This window comes from Streptomyces poonensis (genome assembly GCF_014650915.1).
GTDB classification, from domain to species: domain Bacteria; phylum Actinomycetota; class Actinomycetes; order Streptomycetales; family Streptomycetaceae; genus Streptomyces; species Streptomyces poonensis.
Genome location: NZ_BMVW01000001.1, coordinates 1,329,242 through 1,348,351, shown reverse-complemented (window position 1 = coordinate 1,348,351; position 19,110 = coordinate 1,329,242). Strand labels below are relative to the sequence as shown.

The 19,110-nt window shown below is 71.0% G+C and carries 19 protein-coding genes; 7 read left to right on the top strand and 12 right to left on the bottom strand.

Annotation, left to right across the window (positions count from 1 at the left end):
* The first annotated feature begins 59 nt into the window (after window positions 1–59).
* The 3 genes from IE242_RS06040 (at window position 60) to thpR (ending at window position 2,845) form a co-directional block, all read left to right on the top strand.
* Entirely contained in the window at window positions 60–497 is a 438-nt protein-coding gene (locus tag IE242_RS06040; protein WP_189855916.1) for a MarR family winged helix-turn-helix transcriptional regulator, read from the top strand.
* 261 nt (window positions 498–758) lie between these two features.
* Window positions 759–2,204, top strand: coding sequence for an MFS transporter (locus tag IE242_RS06035; protein ID WP_189855914.1), 1,446 nt, complete (start codon window positions 759–761; stop codon window positions 2,202–2,204).
* Window positions 2,205–2,254: 50 nt separating this feature from the next.
* Window positions 2,255–2,845 carry an RNA 2',3'-cyclic phosphodiesterase gene (gene thpR, locus IE242_RS06030; RefSeq protein WP_189855912.1) on the top strand — a complete coding sequence of 197 codons (591 nt, stop codon included), beginning with the start codon at window positions 2,255–2,257 and terminating at the stop codon, window positions 2,843–2,845.
* A gap of 145 nt (window positions 2,846–2,990) precedes the next feature.
* On the opposite strand, the gene IE242_RS06025 is transcribed toward thpR, so the two are convergent.
* The 3 genes from IE242_RS06025 to IE242_RS06015 form a co-directional block, all read right to left on the bottom strand.
* Window positions 2,991–3,983 (bottom strand): aldo/keto reductase, encoded by a 993-nt coding sequence (locus IE242_RS06025; protein WP_189855910.1) that lies wholly within the window; start codon window positions 3,981–3,983, stop codon window positions 2,991–2,993.
* A gap of 48 nt (window positions 3,984–4,031) precedes the next feature.
* Window positions 4,032–4,613, bottom strand: a complete 582-nt coding sequence (locus tag IE242_RS06020; protein WP_189855908.1) for a Uma2 family endonuclease — start codon at window positions 4,611–4,613, stop codon at window positions 4,032–4,034.
* 86 nt (window positions 4,614–4,699) lie between these two features.
* A complete protein-coding gene (locus IE242_RS06015) occupies window positions 4,700–5,377 on the bottom strand; it encodes an SGNH/GDSL hydrolase family protein (protein ID WP_189855906.1) in 678 nt (225 codons plus the stop codon).
* A 127-nt stretch (window positions 5,378–5,504) separates the two neighbouring features.
* Between IE242_RS06015 and IE242_RS06010 the strand changes: the two genes are divergently transcribed.
* Complete coding sequence (locus IE242_RS06010) at window positions 5,505–6,515, top strand: WD40 repeat domain-containing protein (RefSeq protein WP_189855904.1); 1,011 nt, start codon at window positions 5,505–5,507, stop codon at window positions 6,513–6,515.
* 10 nt (window positions 6,516–6,525) lie between these two features.
* Here the strand turns inward: IE242_RS06010 and IE242_RS06005 are convergent, their stop codons facing one another.
* On the bottom strand, window positions 6,526–7,308 hold the full coding sequence (locus IE242_RS06005; RefSeq protein ID WP_189855902.1) for a TetR/AcrR family transcriptional regulator: 783 nt from the start codon (window positions 7,306–7,308) through the stop codon (window positions 6,526–6,528).
* A gap of 111 nt (window positions 7,309–7,419) precedes the next feature.
* On the opposite strand from IE242_RS06005, the gene IE242_RS06000 reads away from it, so the two are divergent.
* The 3 genes from IE242_RS06000 to IE242_RS05990 all read left to right on the top strand — a co-directional run bounded on the left by IE242_RS06000 (window position 7,420) and on the right by IE242_RS05990 (window position 9,744).
* On the top strand, window positions 7,420–8,406 hold the full coding sequence (locus tag IE242_RS06000) for an ATP-binding cassette domain-containing protein (RefSeq protein WP_189855899.1): 987 nt from the start codon (window positions 7,420–7,422) through the stop codon (window positions 8,404–8,406).
* 11 nt (window positions 8,407–8,417) lie between these two features.
* The gene (locus tag IE242_RS05995) at window positions 8,418–9,224 is read left to right on the top strand and encodes an ABC transporter permease (protein ID WP_189856469.1); all 807 of its coding nucleotides are present in this window, start codon (window positions 8,418–8,420) and stop codon (window positions 9,222–9,224) included.
* Between the two features lie 277 nt (window positions 9,225–9,501).
* Complete coding sequence (locus IE242_RS05990; protein WP_189855897.1) at window positions 9,502–9,744, top strand: DUF397 domain-containing protein; 243 nt, start codon at window positions 9,502–9,504, stop codon at window positions 9,742–9,744.
* A 911-nt stretch (window positions 9,745–10,655) separates the two neighbouring features.
* Here the strand turns inward: IE242_RS05990 and IE242_RS05985 are convergent.
* The 8 genes from IE242_RS05985 to IE242_RS05950 form a co-directional block, all read right to left on the bottom strand.
* Window positions 10,656–11,552 (bottom strand): helix-turn-helix domain-containing protein, encoded by an 897-nt coding sequence (locus tag IE242_RS05985; protein WP_189855895.1) that lies wholly within the window; start codon window positions 11,550–11,552, stop codon window positions 10,656–10,658.
* Between the two features lie 357 nt (window positions 11,553–11,909).
* The gene (gene serC / locus IE242_RS05980; RefSeq protein ID WP_189855893.1) at window positions 11,910–13,028 is read right to left on the bottom strand and encodes a phosphoserine transaminase; all 1,119 of its coding nucleotides are present in this window, start codon (window positions 13,026–13,028) and stop codon (window positions 11,910–11,912) included.
* A gap of 92 nt (window positions 13,029–13,120) precedes the next feature.
* Window positions 13,121–14,389, bottom strand: coding sequence for a cytochrome P450 family protein (locus IE242_RS05975; protein ID WP_189855891.1), 1,269 nt, complete (start codon window positions 14,387–14,389; stop codon window positions 13,121–13,123).
* Entirely contained in the window at window positions 14,386–15,609 is a 1,224-nt protein-coding gene (locus IE242_RS05970; RefSeq protein WP_189855889.1) for a cytochrome P450, read from the bottom strand. The genes IE242_RS05975 and IE242_RS05970 overlap by 4 nt, the downstream gene beginning before the upstream one ends.
* Window positions 15,606–16,268, bottom strand: a complete 663-nt coding sequence (locus IE242_RS05965) for a GTP-binding protein (protein WP_229858237.1) — start codon at window positions 16,266–16,268, stop codon at window positions 15,606–15,608. Before IE242_RS05965 ends, IE242_RS05970 begins: the two co-directional genes overlap by 4 nt.
* Complete coding sequence (locus IE242_RS05960; protein ID WP_189855887.1) at window positions 16,249–16,596, bottom strand: DUF742 domain-containing protein; 348 nt, start codon at window positions 16,594–16,596, stop codon at window positions 16,249–16,251. Before IE242_RS05960 ends, IE242_RS05965 begins: the two co-directional genes overlap by 20 nt.
* Window positions 16,593–17,000 carry a roadblock/LC7 domain-containing protein gene (locus IE242_RS05955; protein WP_189855885.1) on the bottom strand — a complete coding sequence of 136 codons (408 nt, stop codon included), beginning with the start codon at window positions 16,998–17,000 and terminating at the stop codon, window positions 16,593–16,595. Before IE242_RS05955 ends, IE242_RS05960 begins: the two co-directional genes overlap by 4 nt.
* The gene (locus IE242_RS05950) at window positions 16,997–19,033 is read right to left on the bottom strand and encodes a sensor histidine kinase (protein WP_189855883.1); all 2,037 of its coding nucleotides are present in this window, start codon (window positions 19,031–19,033) and stop codon (window positions 16,997–16,999) included. Before IE242_RS05950 ends, IE242_RS05955 begins: the two co-directional genes overlap by 4 nt.
* Between the last annotated feature and the right edge of the window lie 77 nt (window positions 19,034–19,110).

The window sequence follows — 19,110 nt, the reverse complement described above, 5'->3', positions numbered from 1 at the left end:
GGGCGGACAGCGGCCACACCGGTGGTATTTAGCCAGAGTAATGAGTTACTCTAAAGAACATGTCCGAACTGACCCATGGCGACGACGAAGCCGCCGTGAACGCCCTCCGGTCCGCCGTCATGCGCCTCGGCCGCCGGATCAAGCACCAGCGGGTCGACGAGTCGCTGAGCCCCACCGAGATGTCGGTGCTCGGCACCCTCGCCCGCTGCGGCACCGCCACCCCGGGCGAGCTCGCCCGCAAGGAGCACGTCCAGCCGCCGTCGATGACCCGCATCGTGGCGCTGCTGGAGAGCAAGGGCCTGGTCAGCCTGGAGCCGCACCCCGAGGACAGACGCCAGAAGGTCGTCGCGCAGACCGAGCGCGCCGAGGCGATGCTCGAGGAGAGTCGCCGCAAGCGCAACGCGTGGCTGGCCTCCCTGGTCGAGGGCCTCGACGAGGACGAGTGGGCCAAGCTCCGCGAGGCCGCGCCCGTCCTGGAGAAGCTCGCGCACCTGTGAGCGGCTGCCGGGCCGGCACCGTCCGGGCAGCCGCACGGCATGCGCCCGGCGCCCGCGCACTCCCGTGCCGCGCCCGCGCGTGCCACGCATCCGTGAGCCCCTCGGTCGACCCTCCGAAGGGATTGCACCAAGGACGACGATGTCCGTGACCGACGAGATTCTCGTGCTCGGCGAGATCGGCGAGATCGGCGAGATCGGCGAGATCGACGTGGTCGCCGCGACGGCCGACGGCGTCCGTGACCGCCAAGGAGGCGAACCCTTTTGAGTACGGGATCCGGAGCAGACTCCGCCCCCGCACCGACCACCCACGACTCCCAACCCACCCACGACTCCCAGCCCGCCCACGACGTGCGGCCCACCCCCGACACGAGGTCGAAGGCGCCCACCGCGCCCCGCGAGCCCGAAGCCGCCCGGAGCTCCCGCACCTCGATGTTCCGCTCCCTGCGCATACGCAACTACCGGCTGTTCTTCCTCGGGCAGGTCGTCTCCAACATCGGCACCTGGATGCAGCGCATCGCCCAGGACTGGCTGGTGCTCAGCCTCACCGGCTCCTCCACCGCCGTCGGCGTCACCACCGCGCTCCAGTTCCTGCCGATGCTGCTCTTCGGTCTGTACGGCGGGGTCCTCGTCGACCGTCTGCCCAAGCGCCCCACACTGCTCGGCACGCAGTCGGCGATGGCCGTCACCGGTCTGGGGCTCGCCGCGCTGACGCTCTCCGGACAGGTCGAGGTGTGGCATGTGTACGTCGCCGCCTTCGCCGTCGGGCTCGCCACGGTGCTGGACAACCCGGCCCGTCAGTCCTTCGTCTCCGAGATGGTCGGCCCCGAGCAGCTGCAGAACGCGGTCAGCCTGAACTCGGCGAACTTCCAGTCGGCCCGCCTGGTCGGCCCCGCCGTCGCGGGTGTGCTGATCACCGGCGTGGGCACGGGGTGGGCGTTCCTGCTCAACGGACTGTCCTTCGTCGCCCCCATCGCCGGCCTGCTCCTGATGCGCAAGCGGGAGCTGCACGTGGTCGAGCGTGCCCCGCGCGGCAAGGGGCAGCTCCGTGAGGGCCTGCGCTATGTCGCCGGCCGTCCCGAGCTGATCTGGACGATCGTGCTGGTGGGGTTCATCGGCACCTTCGGCTTCAACTTCCCGGTGTTCCTCACCGCCTTCGCGGACGACGTCTTCGCGTCGGGGGCCGGCGAGTACAGCCTCTTCAACACGCTGATGGCGGTCGGCTCCGTGGCCGGCGCGCTGCTGGCGGCCCGGCGCGGCACATCCCGGCTGCGGGTGCTGATCGGGGCGGCGCTGGCGTTCGGCGCCGTGGAGGTCGCGGCGGCCGTGTCGCCGTCGCTGTGGCTGTTCGCGCTGCTCATGGCGCCGATCGGGATGTTCGGCATGACCGTCAACGTCACGGCGAACACCAGCATCCAGATGACCACGGACCCCGCGATGCGCGGTCGCGTCATGTCCCTCTACATGATGGTCTTCCTCGGCGGTACGCCGGTGGGCGCGCCGATCGTCGGCTGGGTCACGGACGCGTACGGCCCCCGGGTCGGACTCGCCGCGGGCGGTCTGGTCTCGCTGGCGGCGGCCGCCGTGGTCGGTCTGGTGCTGACGCGCGCGGGCGGTCTGCGGCTGTCGGTCGGCTGGCACCACGGGCATCCGAAGGTGCGGTTCGTGCCGAGGGCCGCGGGGGACCGGCTGGCGACGGCCACCAGGTGAGCCCGCACCTGAGGAACGCACCTGAGGAACGCACCTGAGAGGGTGACGGCATGAGACTGTTCGCCGCCGTGCTGCCGCCCGCCGACGTGACCGACGAGCTCGCCTCCGCCGCCGGTGCGCTGCGGCGGCTGCCCGGGGCGGACCGGTTGCGCTGGACGGAGCGGGCGGGCTGGCACTTCACGCTCGCCTTCTACGGCGAGGTCGACGACGGGACCGTACCGGACCTGTCCGCGCGGCTGGAGCGGGCCGCGCGGCGCACCGAGCCGTTCCCGCTGGCGGTCCGGGGCGGCGGGCAGTTCGGCCACGGGCGCGCGCTGTGGGCGGGGGCCGAGGGCGACCTCAGGACCCTGCGGCTGCTGGCCGAGCGCGCGGAGGCGGCCGGGCGGAAGGCGGGCCTGCCGCTGGAGCACCGCAGGTACCGGGCCCATCTGACCCTGGCCCGCAGCCGGGAGCCGCTGGACGTGCGGCCGTACGTCGACGCCCTCGACGGCTTCGCCGGCCGTCCGTGGACGGTGGGCGAGCTGGCGCTCGTCCGCAGCAACCTGCCGAAGTCGGGGGTACCGGGCGAGCGGCCCCGGTACGAGAGGGTGGCGGGCTGGGAGCTGGGGGCGGGCGGCGGGTGCGCCGAGGCGGCCGGTTAGTCTCGACTCCGTGGACCCGAAGACCCGGAACCGGATCATGGCCGGTGCGCTTGTGCTGATGTTCGCCGTCGTCGCCGTGGCGGCCGCGCTCGGCAGGTGAGCCGAACGCGGCCGCCACGCGCCGCCGTACGCGTACGCGCCGCCGTTACCAGGCGAACGCCTCCGGAGACGGCCCCGGCCCCGGGAAGATCTCGTCCAGGGAGGCCAGGACCTCCTGGCTCAGCTCCAGCTCCACGGCGCGGATCGCGGACTGGAGCTGCTCGGCGGTGCGCGGCCCCACGATGGGGCCCGTCACGCCCGGCCGGGTGAGCAGCCAGGCCAGCGCCGCCTCGCCGGGCTCGATGCCGTGCTTCTCCAGCAGGTCCTCGTACGCCTGGATCTGCGCGCGGGCGGCGGGGTCGGCGAGCGTGTCGGCCGCCCGCCCGGATGCCCGGCGTCCGCCCTCGGCCTGCTTCTTGATCACACCGCCCAGCAGCCCGCCGTGCAGCGGCGACCAGGGGATGACCCCGAGGCCGTACTCCTGCGCGGCCGGGATGACCTCCATCTCGGCGCGGCGCTCGGCGAGGTTGTAGAGGCACTGCTCGCTGACGAGGCCGATGGTGCCGCCGCGGCGGGCGGCGATCTCGTTGGCCTGGGCGATCTTGTACCCGGGGAAGTTGCTGGAGCCGACGTAGAGGATCTTGCCCTGCTGCACCAGCACGTCGATCGCCTGCCAGATCTCCTCGAAGGGAGTCGAGCGGTCGATGTGGTGGAACTGGTAGAGGTCGATGTAGTCGGTCTGCAGCCGCTTCAGGCTCGCGTCGACCGCACGCCGGATATTGACGGCGGAGAGCTTGTCGTGGTTGGGCCAGGCCTCGCCGTCGGCGCCCATGTTGCCGTACACCTTGGTCGCCAGCACGACCTTGTCGCGGCGGTCACCGCCCTTGGCGAACCAGTTGCCGATGATCGACTCCGTACGGCCCTTGTTCTCGGCCCAGCCGTAGACATTGGCGGTGTCGAAGAAGTTGATGCCCGCGTCCAGCGCCGCGTCCATGATCGCGTGGCTGTCCGCCTCGTCGGTCTGCGGACCGAAGTTCATGGTGCCCAGCACCAGTCGGCTGACCTTGAGTCCCGTGCGTCCGAGCTGTGTGTACTTCATGGTCACCAGCCAACGGGTTGGAGTGCGCTCCAGGCAAGGGGGGAACGGTCAGTCGCGGGGGAACTCGTCGGTCTTGAGGGTGAGACCCAGGGGAGCCGTGGTCAGGTCCACATCCTCGCCGAAGGCGACGGGCGTCTGTGTGACGTAGTCGCCGTTCTTGGGCCGGGTGTGGACGACGCACTTGCCGACGTACGGATCAACGATGAGGTAGACGGGAACCCCGGCTGTGGCGTAGGCGATCCTTTTTGGGCCGTAGTCGTTCGCGGCGGTCCCTTTGGAGATCACCTCGCCGATGAACTCGACGTCCTGGTGGGACCAGTGCCCGGTCGCGTCCTGCTCCGCACCGTCGCGTAGCTTCGCCACGTCGGGGCAGAGACCGTTCTGGTGCCCCGGAAAGTCGATGCGTACATCCGAGAAGACCAGGGCGTTCAGACCGAACCACTCGTCCAGGGCATGCAGGATCCTGCGGATGATCAACCAGTGAGTGCTCCGCTGCGGCACCATGAAGACGGCCCCCTCGACGATTTCGACCTTGAAACCTTCGGGGACGGACAGTTGCTCGAAGAGCGCGTCCAGCGCGCTCGTGTCGTCGCTCTCGGCCATCTCGATCCTGTCTTCAAGGACGGTCATCGTGGCGCTCTTCCCCGGCCACGCCTCGATCGAACGCAGCCGCGCAGTACAACGATACGCACGGTGACGAGGTCACGTACGGCCCGCTACGGGAGCTGGTACGGCTCCCCCAGGCCCCACGCCTGGTACATCGCCTCCGCGAACGCCGCCGCGATCCGGTGCTCCCCGCTCGCGTTCGGGTGCGTGCCGTCGTAGGTGTCGTGGTGGATGTCGTACGACGGGGGAGGGGAGGCCAGGAGCAGCGGGGAGCGGGGCTCGTCCAGGTCGGCGACGGTCTTGGCGAGGAGTTCGTTGAAGCGGGTCACCTCGGCGGCGAACGCGGCGTCCGACTCGGCGCGCACGTTCGGTATCACCGGGAGCACGACCGTCCGGATGCGCGGGTTGGCCTCGCGCGCGTGGGTGACGAAGCGGCGGACGTTCTCCTCCGTCTGCTCGGCGTTCGTGTAGAAGCCCAGGTCGATCAGGCCGAGGGAGACCAGAAGCACGTCCGCGCGGCAGCTTCGTACCGCGTCGGCGATCAGAGGTGCCATGTGCTGCCAGCCCTCTCCCCAGCCGGCCAGGTGGGCGCGCGGGAAGTCCGGGTCCGCGTAGTCGTACGACGTGGGGGCGTCCGCCGCCTTGTCGTGGAGCGTCTCGCGGGGGCCGACGATCCGGAACGGGCCGCCGTACGTGTCGCGCAGGTGCTGCCACATCCGGTAACGCCAGGTGTGTTCGCCGGCGCTGCCGATCGTCATGGAGTCGCCGACGGGCATGAACCTAAGCATCCGGTCATCATCGTGGATGGCGTAGACCATGAGCGACCGCCGGGGTGTGAGGCTGACCACGCCGGCGACGCGCGGAACGGCCCGGGCGTGGCGTGTGCGGTGATGGCGGGAATGGCAGGCTGGGGGAATGCGCCGTCGTCGACCGTTCCCGCCGCGCGAACTCCTCGCGGGCCTCGCCGGGTTCCTCCTCATCGCCGCCGTGGCCGCGCCCGCGGTCGCCGCCGACGCGGAGGAGTTCACCATCGAGGACCCGAGGATCACCGAGTCCAGCGGGCTCGCGGCCTCCCGCCTCCACCCGGGGGTCTACTGGACGCACAACGACAGCGACGACGGGGCGTACCTGTACGCGGTCGACAGCCGTACGGGGAAGACCGTCGCCACCGTCACCATGACCGGGGTGGGCACCCCGCGCGACGTCGAGGCGATCTCCATCGGGCCCGGCGACCAGCTCTACGTCGGCGACATCGGCGACAACATGGGCGGCACCTGGGACCACGTGTGGATCTACGAGCTGCCCGAGCCGAAGGAGCTCAAGGACCAGACGGTCCGCGCCACGCAGTACGACGTCCGGTACGCCGACGGCGCCCGGGACGCGGAGTCCCTGATGGTGCACCCGAAGACCGGGCGCGTGTACATCGCCGACAAGAAGGAGGACGGCGGCTCGCTGTACGAGGGCCCCGCCACCCTCTCCACCAGCGGCGTCAACGTCTTCCGCAAGACCGCGTCCATCGACCTCTGGGCCACCGACGGGGCGTTCTCGCCGAACGGCGAGCAGCTCGCCGTCCGCGGGTACTTCGGCGGGATCGCGTACGACTGGAACGACGGGAAGATCGAGCAGACCGGGCGGCTCAGCGTGCCGTTGCAGCGGCAGGGGGAGTCGATGACCTACACCCCCGACGGGACCCAGATCATGTACGGGAGTGAGGGGAGCGGCAGTTCGGTGGAGCCGCGGCCGGCGCCGGGCGGGGGCGCGGGTACGGGTGCCGGGTCGCCCTCCGGCGAGGCGAGTCCGCGGGCGGCCGAACAGGGCGGGGGCGGCGCCGGGGACACGAAGAACGTGCAGGTGGGCGCGGTGGCCGTGGTCGCCGTCGTCGTGGTCGTGTGGGGGCTGAGGCGGCTGCTGCGCCGGTCGTCGTAGACAGCCCACGTCAGGGTTCTTGCCGACGGCGCCGCTCCACCAACACCTCCAGCCCGTCCAGGATGCGCTGCAACCCGAACTCGAAGTGGTCGAAGTCGGTACCGAAGGCGTCGTCCGACAGCGCGGCCAGGACCGGGTAGCGCCCCGACGCCATCACCTTCTCCAGCACGGGCACCTGGGCCTGCCAGAACTCGGTGTCCGTCAGGCCCGTCCGCCGCTCGGCGTCCTGCGCGTAGAGCTGGGTCCGCGCGGCCCCGAGGACGTAGCCGTCGATCATGACGACCGCCGACACCAGCTCCGGGTCGGTGAGACCCATGGGCTTGATGAGGGTGAGCACCTTCTCCATGCCGTCGAGCGCGCTCGGACCGAGGATCGGGCGGGTCTGGTTCACCTGGAGCAGCCAGGGATGCCGGCGGTAGAGGGCGAGGCCCTCGTGGGCAAGGGTCTCCAGCGCCGCGCGCCAGCTGCCGTCGCCGAGGGCGGCCGGGTCCTCGGACGTGCGCTGCACCCGGTCGAGCATCAGGTCGAGCAACTCGCCCTTGCCGGGCACATAGCGGTACAGCGACATCGTGCCGGTGCCGAGCTCGGTGGCGATCCGGCGCATCGACACCGCCTCCAGGCCCTCCGCGTCCGCGAGCCGTACGGCCGCTTCCACGATCCGGTCCAAGGTCAGGCCCGGTTTGGGGCCGCGGCTGGGGCGTTTGCCGGTGTCCCAGAGGAGCTCCAGGGTGCGGACGATGTCGCCGCTGCCGCTGGTCGCCGTACCGCCCGTGCCCGTGGTGCCGCTGTTCATGGGCCTCAGAATAATCGCTCGCACAGAAACTGAGTACGGTGTACTCTCGGCGAACTGGGTACGACGTACCCAGTTTGCATGCCTGGTGCGGGACGAGGGGGAAGGAACGTCATGGCCGACGACGGCTACGCGGTGCGGGCCGAAGGACTGGAGAAGCGGTACGGGGAGAAGCGGGCGCTGGACGGCTTCGACCTGGCGGTGCGCGAGGGCACGGTGCACGGCCTGCTGGGGCCGAACGGCGCGGGCAAGACCACCGCCGTACGCATCCTGTCCACGCTCGTACGACTGGACGGCGGCCGGGCGACGGTGGACGGCCTCGACGTGGCGCGGCAGGCGCACGAGGTGCGGGCGCGGATCGGGCTCACGGGGCAGTACGCGGCGGTGGACGAGGTGCTGACGGGGCGGCAGAACCTGGAGATGTTCGGCCGGCTGTTCCATCTGGGCGGCAGGCGGGCGCGGCTGCGGGCGGACGAGCTGCTGGAGCGGTTCCGGCTGACCGACGCGGCGGACAAGGGGGTCGGGAAGTACAGCGGCGGCATGCGGCGCCGGCTTGACCTCGCCGCCTCGATGATCCTCGCCCCGGCCGTCCTCTTCCTCGACGAGCCGACGACCGGTCTCGACCCGCGCAGCCGGGGCGAGGTCTGGGAGTCCGTACGGGGCCTGGTGGCGGGCGGCACGACCGTGCTGCTGACCACGCAGTATCTGGACGAGGCCGACAAGCTGGCCTCCCGGATCACCGTGATCGACCAGGGGCGGGCCATCGCGGACGACACCCCGGACGGGCTGAAGAACACGGTGGGCGGCGACCGTATCGAGGTCGTCGTCACCGAGCGCGCCGACATCCCGCGCGCGGTGAAGGTCCTCGCCCGGGTCGCGGACGGCGAACCGGAGACGGACGAGACCGAGCTGCGCGTCCACGCGCCGGTGACCGACCGCGTGGCCGCCCTGACGGAGGTGGCGAGGACGCTCCAGGACGAGGGCATCGCGGCCGAGGACATCGGACTGCGCAGGCCGAGCCTGGACGACGTGTTTCTGCGCCTGACGGGCCACCGTACGGAGCGCACGGAGGCGGAGACGGAGAAGGAGGCGGTGGCGTGAGCGCACTGGACATGGCGGAGCGGCCGGTGCACGGCCGGACGTACTGGGTGCTGGCGGACTGCTGGAACCTCGTCCGCCGCGGCCTGACCCACTACCAGCGCCAGCCGGTCAACATCGCCTGGGCGCTGGGCTTTCCGATCGTGTCCGTGCTTCTGTACGGATACGTCTTCGGCAGCGCGATGAAGGTGCCGGGCGGCGGGGACTACATGGACTTCCTCATGCCGGGGATGTTCGTGATGTCCATGGCCTTCGGCTTCATCAACACGGCGACGCTCGTGGTCCACGACTCCACCAAGGGCGTCATCGACCGCTTCCGGTCCATGCCGATGGCCTCCTCCGCGGTGGTCGCCGGGCGCGGGGTGACGGATCTGCTCCTGGCCTGCGTGGAGCTGTTCATCATGATGGGTACCGCGTTCGTCATGGGCTGGCGGCCGGACGGCGGCTGGGGCTTCCTCGCGGCCTTCGGACTGCTCCTCTGGCTGCGGATCGCCCTGATCTGGGTCGGCGTGTGGCTGGGCCTGCTGGTGCCCAACCCGGAGGCGGCGGGCAACCTGTTCGCGGTCGCCATGCCGCTGACGATGATCTCCAGCATCTTCGTGGCACCCCAGCTGATGCCGGACTGGCTGGGCTTCGTCGCCGCCTGGAACCCCATCTCGTCCACGGCCGCGGCGGCCCGCGAACTGTTCGGCACGCCGGTGGGCAGCGACGACTCGTGGGTCGAGCAGCACGCGCTGCTGATGTCGGGGGTGTGGCCGCTGATCCTGACGGTGGTGTTCCTGCCGCTCGCGGTGCGGAGGTTCAAGAACCTGAGCCGGTGATGTGGAGGGGTCTGAGAGCACCCCCCCAGCAGGGCTGGTTTCGGCCTTGGACGCCTGGTCGGAAGAACCTTAGGCTAAATAGGACAAAACAGGATCAGGGTCGAGTGACCGGCGGCCGGTTGTGACGAGCTCTGGCCGTTCCCGTCGTCCTCCTGCCATGCTCTCCGCTGCCGCACTAACCTGCGGAGACGTCAACGGCAGGAGGCACGGTGCTCTCGGGCGTGCGGCATGGCTGGGAGTGTGAGGTCACCCGCCCCGTGGCGCAAGGGAGCCCAGGGTGGCTGAGGGGGACCTTCCTGTATCCGTCTGGCGCAGAAGCAGCGCCTGCGACCCGGTTGACTGTGTCGAAGTCGCGTTGGTGCAAGGGGAGGTGCGAGTGCGGGACTCGCAACGTCCGACGCTGGCCGACCTGACTGTTTGTCCAGAATCCTGGGAAACATTCCTGCAGTACCTGTGCCCGCGGCACCTCAAGGGCGAAATCCGGACAACCATCGTAGGGCTGGATCGCGGTGAGAGGTAATCGTGGACCGTTCGGGGATGTGGGCTGCGCAGCGCTCAGCGAAGTACCAGAGGTGTCGAGGAAGAAACACTGGGGACGTGATGGGGAACTCAACAGGACCACCGCACGCTGCTGCACGGGAGCCGATGACGTCTGTCCGTAGGGCCTCCTTGCCCATAGCCGTGGTGCTCGTCGGTTGCGTCGTCGCCGGCAGCCTGGCGACCGCGGTGGGCGCACTTGTCTCGCTCGCTGTCGGTTGGGCTGCCCGGCCATGGGTGTGGGGCACCGTGGGCGTGCTCGTAGCCGTGGCCGCAGGACTGCTGCTCGACCGGGGGGCTACGGCTGTGGTTCGCCGCTCCTCGGGCCCGGCGTCTCCGCCTCGGGGGGATCGGTACGGTTCACCGGATCGTTAGCCGTGGGTTCCGGTGCGGCTGGTGCGCCGGGCCGTGACCGTGCGGTCAGTCTGCGGATGACCCGTTTGCCGAGCCAGACGCTCCCTACCAGGAGACTGAACGCAACAGTCCGTGCCAGCAGTTGGCCTACGGAAGGCGCGGTTCCCGGGTCGATGACGCGCATAACGAAGTGAAGGGCCCATAAGAGGCCCTGAACCACCAGTACCGCGAAGAGCACCAGCCACGGCGCGGCTTTGCTGAGGTGGTCGAAGGCCTGGTCGCTGTACAGCACATCACGTATCAGGTCGAGCCACGTCGTCCGACGGCCCGTCAGGGGAGGTGGCCCGTGCTGCGCCGGGGGCGCGGCCTCGGTGTCCTCCGGCTCCGGACCGTCATCGGGTAGCCGGTCCGGCTCCCGCTCGGATGCGTCGGGGCGTTCCCTGAGCTGTGCCGACCGTTCCCGTATCCATGTGAAGATCCCCGTCACGGGACTCTCCCAGTCTCTGCCCGACTGTTATCAGTGGGGATGCCGCTTCCTGGCTAGGACAGGCTGTCCGACGGACCCGCCGGACCACCGGCACGGCCGTTCGGCAGATGCCCGATGATCTCGTCGGCCAAGGCCTTCATCCTGTCGTCGAACAGAGAACTGTCGGCAGACTTGTGGAAGTCGGTCAGATAGTCGTCGACGGCGGACTGGTCGTTCCGGACGGTCAGCGCACCGCTCGAGTTCTCCATGAACAGCACATCGTCGCCGTCCGTGAAAGTCAGCGCGATGCAGCCTTTGCGCAGCACGGGATGAACGCCGAGACTGAACGGCACGACGCCCACAGTGACGCGAGGCTGCCCGGCCACGGTCTTCACATGCTCCACCTGACGACGCATGACGTCCGGACCGCCGATCCAGCGGCGCAGCGCCGCCTCGTCCACGAGGAAGTTCAGTTCCGGCCCCTCCTGCCCGCGCACCAGCCGCTCCTGACGCTCCATGCGCAGCTCGACGGCGTCCTTCAGGCGTGCACCCGTGTACCTGCTTTTCAGGAGGGCTCGGGCGTAGTCCTCGGTCTGCAGCAGACCCGGGACGAACGTCGGGTGGTAGGCGTACAGGGCATCCGCACTGCCCTCGAACCCGAGATAGACCCCGAACTCGGCGGACACGACGTCACGGTACGGACTCCACCACGGGGGCCTGCGGCTGGCGCGCGTGGCCTCCTCCAGGTCCAGGCGGAGGCGGACGTCGCTGACGTTGTAGAGGTCGAGCAGCGCACGCAGGTCGGTCACCGAGACGCCGACGGATCCGCCTTCTATGCGGATGACCTTCGACGGTGACCAGGACAGCGCTTCGGCGACGTCCGGTTGGTTCAGCCCGGCGTCCTTCCGGAACGCACGGAGCGCCAGCCGCACCTTGCGCCGCTCCAGTGCCGGATCCTTCGGCGTGACCATGCTCTTGCGCTCCTGCCTCTGTGTCCTCGCGGGGAAGGTGTCACATGAGTGGATGCAACCTACGATCTGCCAGGTAGCAGACTGCATCGAGCAGTTGGCAACACGCTTTCGTAACCTCGCTGTCAGCTGCCTGGCGCCAGCGTACCTCGGGCCTGTGGAAAACTCGCAACGGACTACATCAGCGCGGCAGGTGCGGAGAACGGCGTCCATGGCGGGGGCACGGCCGCGCGTCTCCCGGACGGATGCTGAACGGACTGCTGTGCTGTCCGCCCCAGCCCGGACAGGGCAAGCGAAAGGCCTGGCACCGCCCGCAGCCGACACGGGTGAAGCCAGGCCTTCCAGTAAGTGATGATGTGCCTACAGCCGCTCGATCACGTAGTCGATGCACTTCGTCAGCGCCTCGACGTCCGCCGGGTCGACGGCCGGGAACATGGCGACGCGGAGCTGGTTGCGGCCGAGCTTGCGGTACGGCTCGGTGTCGACGATGCCGTTGGCGCGCAGCACCTTGGCGACGGCGGCGGCGTCGATCTCGTCGCTGAAGTCGATCGTGCCGATGACCTGCGAGCGCTTGGCCGGGTCGGCGACGAACGGGTTCGCGTGCTTGCTGTCCTCGGCCCAGCCGTACAGGGTGCGGGCGGAGGTGGCGGTACGGCGGACCGACCAGTCCAGACCGCCCTGCCCGTTCAGCCACTCCAGCTGCTCGTTGAGCAGGAAGAGGGTGGCGAGGGCCGGGGTGTTGTACGTCTGGTTCTTGCGCGAGTTGTCGATCGCCGTCGGGAGGGAGAAGAACTCCGGGACGTGGCGGCCACTCGCGTGGACCCGCTCGGCGCGCTCGATGGCGGCCGGGGAGAAGAGGCCGATCCAGAGGCCGCCGTCGGCGGCGAAGGACTTCTGCGGGGCGAAGTAGTAGACGTCGGTCTCGGCGATGTCGACGGGCAGGCCGCCGGCGCCGGAGGTGGCGTCCACGAGCACGAGGGAGCCCTCGTCGGCGCCCGCGACCCGCTTGATCGGGGCGGCGACACCGGTGGAGGTCTCGTTGTGCGTGAACGCGTACACGTCCACGCCCGCCTCGGCCTGGGGCTCCGGGTGCGTGCCCGGCTCGGAGGAGATCACGGTGGGCTCGGCCAGCCACGGGGCGAGCTTCGCGGCCTTGGCGAACTTGGAGGAGAACTCGCCGAAGCTGAGGTGCTGCGACTTGTTCTCGATGAGTCCGTGGGTCGCGATGTCCCAGAAGGCCGTGGAGCCGCCGTTGCCGAGGACCACCTCGTAGCCGTCGGGCAGCGAGAACAGCTCGCCGATGCCCTCGCGCACCTTGCCGACCAGGTTCTTGACCGGGGCCTGGCGGTGGGAGGTGCCCATCAGGGACGTACCGGTGGCGGCCAGCGCGTCCAGCGCTTCCGTCCGCACCTTGGAGGGGCCCGCGCCGAAACGACCGTCGGCGGGCTTGATGTCAGCGGGAATCTGGATCTCAGCCACGACGGGAGCCTAGCCGCTCCGTGAAACCTGGGCGAAACCTCGTCCGTCGGCTGAGACGCCGGGGCGCGCCTTCGCGCGCCCCGGGCGCGCAACTAGCCCCTCAGCCGCACCGGCAGCTCGTACAGGTCGTTCTGCGTCACCACCGGTTTGTTACGGAGCTCACTCTCCGGGACCGCCAGGTCGAGCGACGGGAACCGGGCGTACAGCGCGGGCAGCGCCACCCCCGCCTCCAGCCGCGACAGCGCGGCCCCCGGGCACACATGCGGCCCGTACCCGAAGGAGATGTGCCGTCCGGCGGTGGTCCGCGTGATGTCGAAGTCCCCCGCCGACGGCCCGTGCGCCTGCTCGTCGCGCCCGATCGCCCCGTACGAGACGATCAGCGCGTCGCCGGCCGGCAGCACCTTGTCCCCGACGGGCACGTCCTCCGTCGCGAACCGGATCAGCACGTGCGACGTCGGCGTCGAGTAGCGCAGCGTCTCCTCGACCACCGCCGACCACTCGGCCTCCCCGGCGAGCACCGTCGCCCGCTGCTCGGGATGCGTGGAGAGGTTGACCACCGCGTTCACGATGAGGGAGATCGTCGTCTCGTGGCCCGCCGCCACCATCAGCTGGAGCGTGGAGACGATCTCCTGGTCGGTGAGCCGGTCACCGTCCTCCGAAGCGGCGATCAGCGCGGAGGTCAGGTCGTCACCGGGCGTCACCCGCTTCTCCGCCACCGTCGCCGTCATCATCTCGGCGAGTTCGGTGAGCGTCGCGACGACCTGCTCCGGCGGCGTCTGCGTGGAGAAGAACGCCTCGAAGAGCTCCTTCAGCCGCGGCAGCCGGTCCTCCGAGACGCCCATCAGATCCGCGACCACATACATGGGCAGCGGGTAGGCGAACTCAGCCTTCAGGTCGACCACATCGGCCGTACTGTGCGCCAGCCGGTCCAGCAGCCCCTCGGTCAGCTCCGTGATCCGCTCGCGCATCCGCTCCACCCGCCGCGGCGTGAGCGCCTGGGCGACCAGCGTGCGCAGCCGCCGGTGGTCCGCGCCGTCCACCGTCAGCATGGAACGACCCGGGTTGACCAGCCCGATCAGCGGCCAGTCGGGGGCGATCTCGCCGCGCTGCCAGGCGCCCCAGACGTTGATGTCCTTCACGATTCTGGGGTCCGTCAGCAGCCGTCTCGCCTCGGCGTGGTGCGTGACCGCCCACACCGGAACGCCGCCCGGCAGCTCTACGGCGGCCAGCGGCCCCGCGGCCCGCAGCGCGGCGCTCTCGCCGTCGAGGTCGGAGACGAAGGGGTCGAGTGCGATGCGGGTGGCATGCGGGCACGCGGGCTCCGTCTGCGCCTGTCCTGTCACACCTGTCACAGCCGTCATGCGAACGCGCCTCCAAGGGCGGGAGTCGGGGTGAACGTCACCGGCAGCTCCGTCAGGCCGCGCAGCCACGGCGACGGGCGCCGTGTCAGGGACTCGGCCGGGACCGCCAGGTCGATGTCGGGCAGCCGGTCCAGGACGACCTCGATCCCCGTACGGGCGATGACCTCGGCGATCTCCTGCGCCGGGAACGGGCACCGGTGCTCCCCGTGGCCGAAGGAGAAGTGCGCGGCGTTGCCACCGGTCAGGGCCGAGCCGTCGGTGCGCACCTGGGGATCGGAGTTGGCGCCCTGGAGGCCGAGCACCACCATGTCGCCGGCGCGGATGCGGTGGCCGCCCAGCTGGGTGTCGCGGGTGACCCAGCGGCCCGCCACCTTCCGGGTGGGCGTGTCCTCCCACAGCACCTCGTTCATGGCCTCGGCGATGCTGTTGCGGCCGCCGAACAGGGAGGCCGCGAACCGCTCGTCCGTCAGCATCAGCCGCAGCGAGTTGCCGATCCAGTCGGCGGTCGGCTGGTGCCCCGCCGTGATCATCACCATCAGGTCCTGGACGATCTCGTCCTCGGTGAACCCGGAGGTGTCGGCGAGCATCCGGGACGCCACGTCGTCGGCGGGCGCGGCCTTCCGCCCGGCCACCAGCCGCGTCATGGCGGCGAACAGGTGCTGCTGGCCCGCGATCGCCCGCTCCCGGCCGTCGACCAGGTCGTTCATGGCGGTGACCAGGTCCGGGCCCTCGTCGTCGGCGAAGCCGAACAGCCGGGCCAGGACGCGTACCGGCAGCAGCATCGCGTACTCGGCGATGAGGTCGGCGCCGTCCTTGAGGCTGATGCCGTCGATCAGTTCGTCGGCGAACCGCTCGGCGTGCCCGCGCAGTTCGGACGGGTCGACGCCGTTCAGCGCGTTGCCGAGCATGGCGGCCCGCTCGCGGTGCCGCTCACCGACGGTGTAGAGGATCGACGGCTGCTTGTGGCCGATCATCGGCCGCAGCGGCCAGTCGTCGGGGATGTTCGGCCACTGGTTCCACAGGTCGGAGTCGCGGCTGAACAGCGCCGGGTCACCGGTCACCTGGTGCAGCTCGCGGTAGCCGATCACCAGCCAGGCGGGGATGCCGCCGTCGAGCAGCACCGGCACCACGGCGCCGTGCTCGCGCCGCATCTCCCGGTACAGCTGGGCCGGCTCCTGCTGGAACCGGGGACCGCTGAGGGGTATGGGGGCGGAGGTCACACCAGCTCCTGACGGGAGGCTCGGGCAGGGGCGGTGGGGTCGCTGCCGGCACCGGCACCGGCACCGGCGCCGACACCGGCGTACAGCGTCGCGACGTGCTCGACGAGCGTGATCAGGACGAGCTTGCTGGACTCCCTCGACCGCGCGTCGCAGGTCACCAGCGGGACGTGCGGATCGAGGTCGAGCGCCTCGCGGACCTGTTCCGGGGTGAACGCCGGGCCGCCGAAGTCGTTGCAGGCCACGACGAACGGCGTGCCGTGCTTCTCCAGCCGGTCGATGGCGTACCAGGAATCGTCGATGCGCCGGGTGTCGACGAGGACGACCGCGCCCAGCGTCCCGGAGAACAGGCGGTCCCACAGGAACCAGAACCGCTCCTGGCCGGGCGCGCCGAACAGGTACAGCACATTGCGGTGGTCGAGCGTGATGCGGCCGAAGTCGAAGGCGACGGTGGTGGCGGTCTTGCCCTGGACACCGGTCAGGTCGTCGACGTGCGCGCCGGCCTGGGTCATCGTCTCCTCGGTGGTGAGGGGACGGATCTCACTGACCGAGCGGACCAGCGTCGTCTTGCCGACACCGAAGCCGCCGACGACCACGATCTTGAGGCCGTTGTCGGCCGACGCGCCGAGCGGCGCGCTCGCTCTAGAGGTTGCGGAGTCCAACGAGCACCTGCTCCAGGATGTCGGGGTCGGGTACGGCGGCCTGACGGGGATGGCGGGCGCTGATACGGCCCGCCGCGAGGAGGTCGGCCAGCAGGATCTTGGTGATGCCGACCGGCAGCCGGAGCTCGGCGGCGATCTCCACGACCGCCGTGGGGCGTTCGGCCAGCCGCAGGATCGCCGCGTGCTCGGACTGCATGCCGGGCACCGGGTCGCACTCGGCGACGACCAGGGTCACCAGGTCGAAGGGGCTGTCCGATCCCGACCGGCTGCGGCCTCCGGTGAGTGTGTACAGGCGGTCCGGGGAGTCGTCCCTGCCGGGCCTGCTCATGAGATACGGGGACGGGCGGTCAGGTACTCGCCGAGCTGCTCGACGAGTTCGCTCATGTTGTGCCCGACGAGCCCGGCGTCCGCGTCCTCGTCGGTGATCACCGCCAGATGGGCGCCCTCGCCCGCCTCGACGATGAACAGCACGCCCCCGTAGAACTCGGTCATCGCCGACCGGACACCCCCGGTGCCGTCGCCGAACTCCACCGACGCGCCGTGCGACAGGGACTGGATGCCGGCGGCGATCGCGGCGAGCTGGTCCGCCTGGTCCGCGGAGAGCTCCGGGGTACGGCACAGCTTCAGGCCGTCGCGGGACAGCACGAGCGCGTGCCGCGCGCCCGGGGTGCGCTCCAACAGGCCCTGTATGAGCCAGGTGAGCTTTGCGTCGGCGGTGGTCGTGCCGGTCATGAGGTGGTGTCGCCTTCCGGGTCGGAGTGGGGGGTCGTGGGTGCGTTGTCGGCCGGCCTGGAGGCCGGGGTGGCCGCACCGGGGCCGGCTGTGTCGGGGCCGGCCGTGCCGGGGACGGCCGGGGCACTGCCCTGGGCCGGGTCGGCCGTGGTCGGATCGGCCGTGGCCTGGTCGGGGGCGTTGCGGACGGCCCGCCGGAAGCTGCTGAAGCGGGCGGCGCGCGCCTTCATCTCCTCGGGGGTCGGCGGGGTGCGCGGCGCGGCGGAGCGTGTCGCGGCCAGCGCGCGTTCGGCCTCGGCGAGGGTACGGCCGCGGCGGCGCCTGGGCAGCTCGAGCGGGCCCTCGTCCGCCGAGGGGTCCGGGGACTCGTGGGTGGGCACCGGGTCGGGGTCCAGATCGGTCCCGGCGAGCGAGGCGGCGTACGACAGGTCGGAACCCGTCTCAGGGCCGGTCGCCGAGGGGGTGGCCCGGCGCCGGGGAAGATCCGCGTCGGACGCCCCATATACCCCATACGTCCCAGAGGCCCCTGGCGTCGCTGATGTCCAGGGCGAGGGCGCCGGGGGCGTCGCAGGCCACGCGGTGGCCGGGAGGGGCGCGGCGGTCAGGTCGGCCGGGAGGGCCGGTGGGGCGGGGAGGGCCGGGACGGCCGGCGCTGCCTCCACCGCCGGGACGGCGGATGTGTCCCAGGCACTGGAGGACGAGGAGGCCGGAGAGTCCGGGACGGTCCGGACCGCCGGGACGGTGAAGCCACCGGTGGCGTCCTGCGGTACGAGGATGTCCTGCGGGATGAGCATCAGCACGCCCGTGCCGCCGCGGGCGGACGGCCGGTAGGAGACCTTCATGCCGTACCGGCGGGCCAGCCGGCCGACGACGGCGAGCCCGAGCCGGGTACCGGTCAGACCGCCGAGCTCGGCGGCCTCGCCCTCGCCCGCGACCGTCCGCTCGGCGCGGCGCAGCTGGACCTCGCCCATGACGAGCCCGCTGTCCTCGACGGACACGATGACGCCGGCCGGCACCTCCTCGACGTACACATGGACCTCCGCGGTCGGCGGAGAGAAGTTGGCGGCGTTGTCGAGGAGTTCGGCGAGTGCGTGCATGACGCCCTCGGCGGCGTGTCCGGCGACGGCGGCCTCGCTGGCGGAGTGGACGCGTACGCGCTGGTAGCCGCTGATCCGGCCCATGGCGCCGCGCAGGATGGACTCCATGCCGATCGGCCGGGCCCAGCGGCGGCCCGAACGGGCACCCGTGAGTACGGCGATGGAGTCGGCGAGCCGTCCGGCCTGCGCGGTGCGGTGGTCGAGGTGGAGGAGGTCGGTGAGGACGTCCTCGTCGGTGTGCCGCTCCTCCATGGCGCGGAGGTCGGCGAGCATGCTGGTGGCCAGGGCCTGCATACGGCCGGCGGCGTTCGCGGTCGCGGACAGCGCGGCGGCGCGCCGGCCGGTGGCCTCGCGCAGCCGCGTGGTGAGCCGGGCGTTCTCCTCGGTGAGCCGGGTGCGCTCGGCGGTGTGTTCCTCGGAGAGCCGGGTGATCTCCGCGGCGTGGTCCTCGGACCGCAGGGCCAGCTCCGTGGCGTGTTCCTCGGACAGCCGGGCGATCTCCTCGGTGTGCTCCTCGACGAGGCGGACACGATCGGCGGCGTGCTCGCGGTTCAGCCGGGCGCGCTCCTGGTCCAGCTCGGCCGTCAGACGGTTCCGCTCGTGGGTCAGTTCGCCGGCCAGCCGGGCGCGCTCCTTCTGGGAATCCTCGGCCAGCAGGGCACGCTCCTGGACCAGCCTGCCCACGTCCTGGGTGACGGCCTCCAGCCGGCGGCGGGTGACCCGGGCCGACTGGATCCCGTGCACGGCCATGGCGACGGCCACGCACAGCAGCAGGGCCGCGGCGCTCCCGCCCAGCGCGAGGGGCACGCGGACGGAGTCCGGCGCCACGACGACCGCGCTGGTGACCGCGAGCGCGCCCAGCACCGCGGTGAGCAGAGAGGCGGGTAGGAGACTGCGGACGGTGGGGCGTTCGCCGGGGAGCGTGGGGGAGGTCATCAATCGAGTCCTCGGTCGGGGCCGCGGGCGTTCACCGTGGTCTCGGGTGGCCCTCGGGGCGGGTCCTTGGGTCTGTC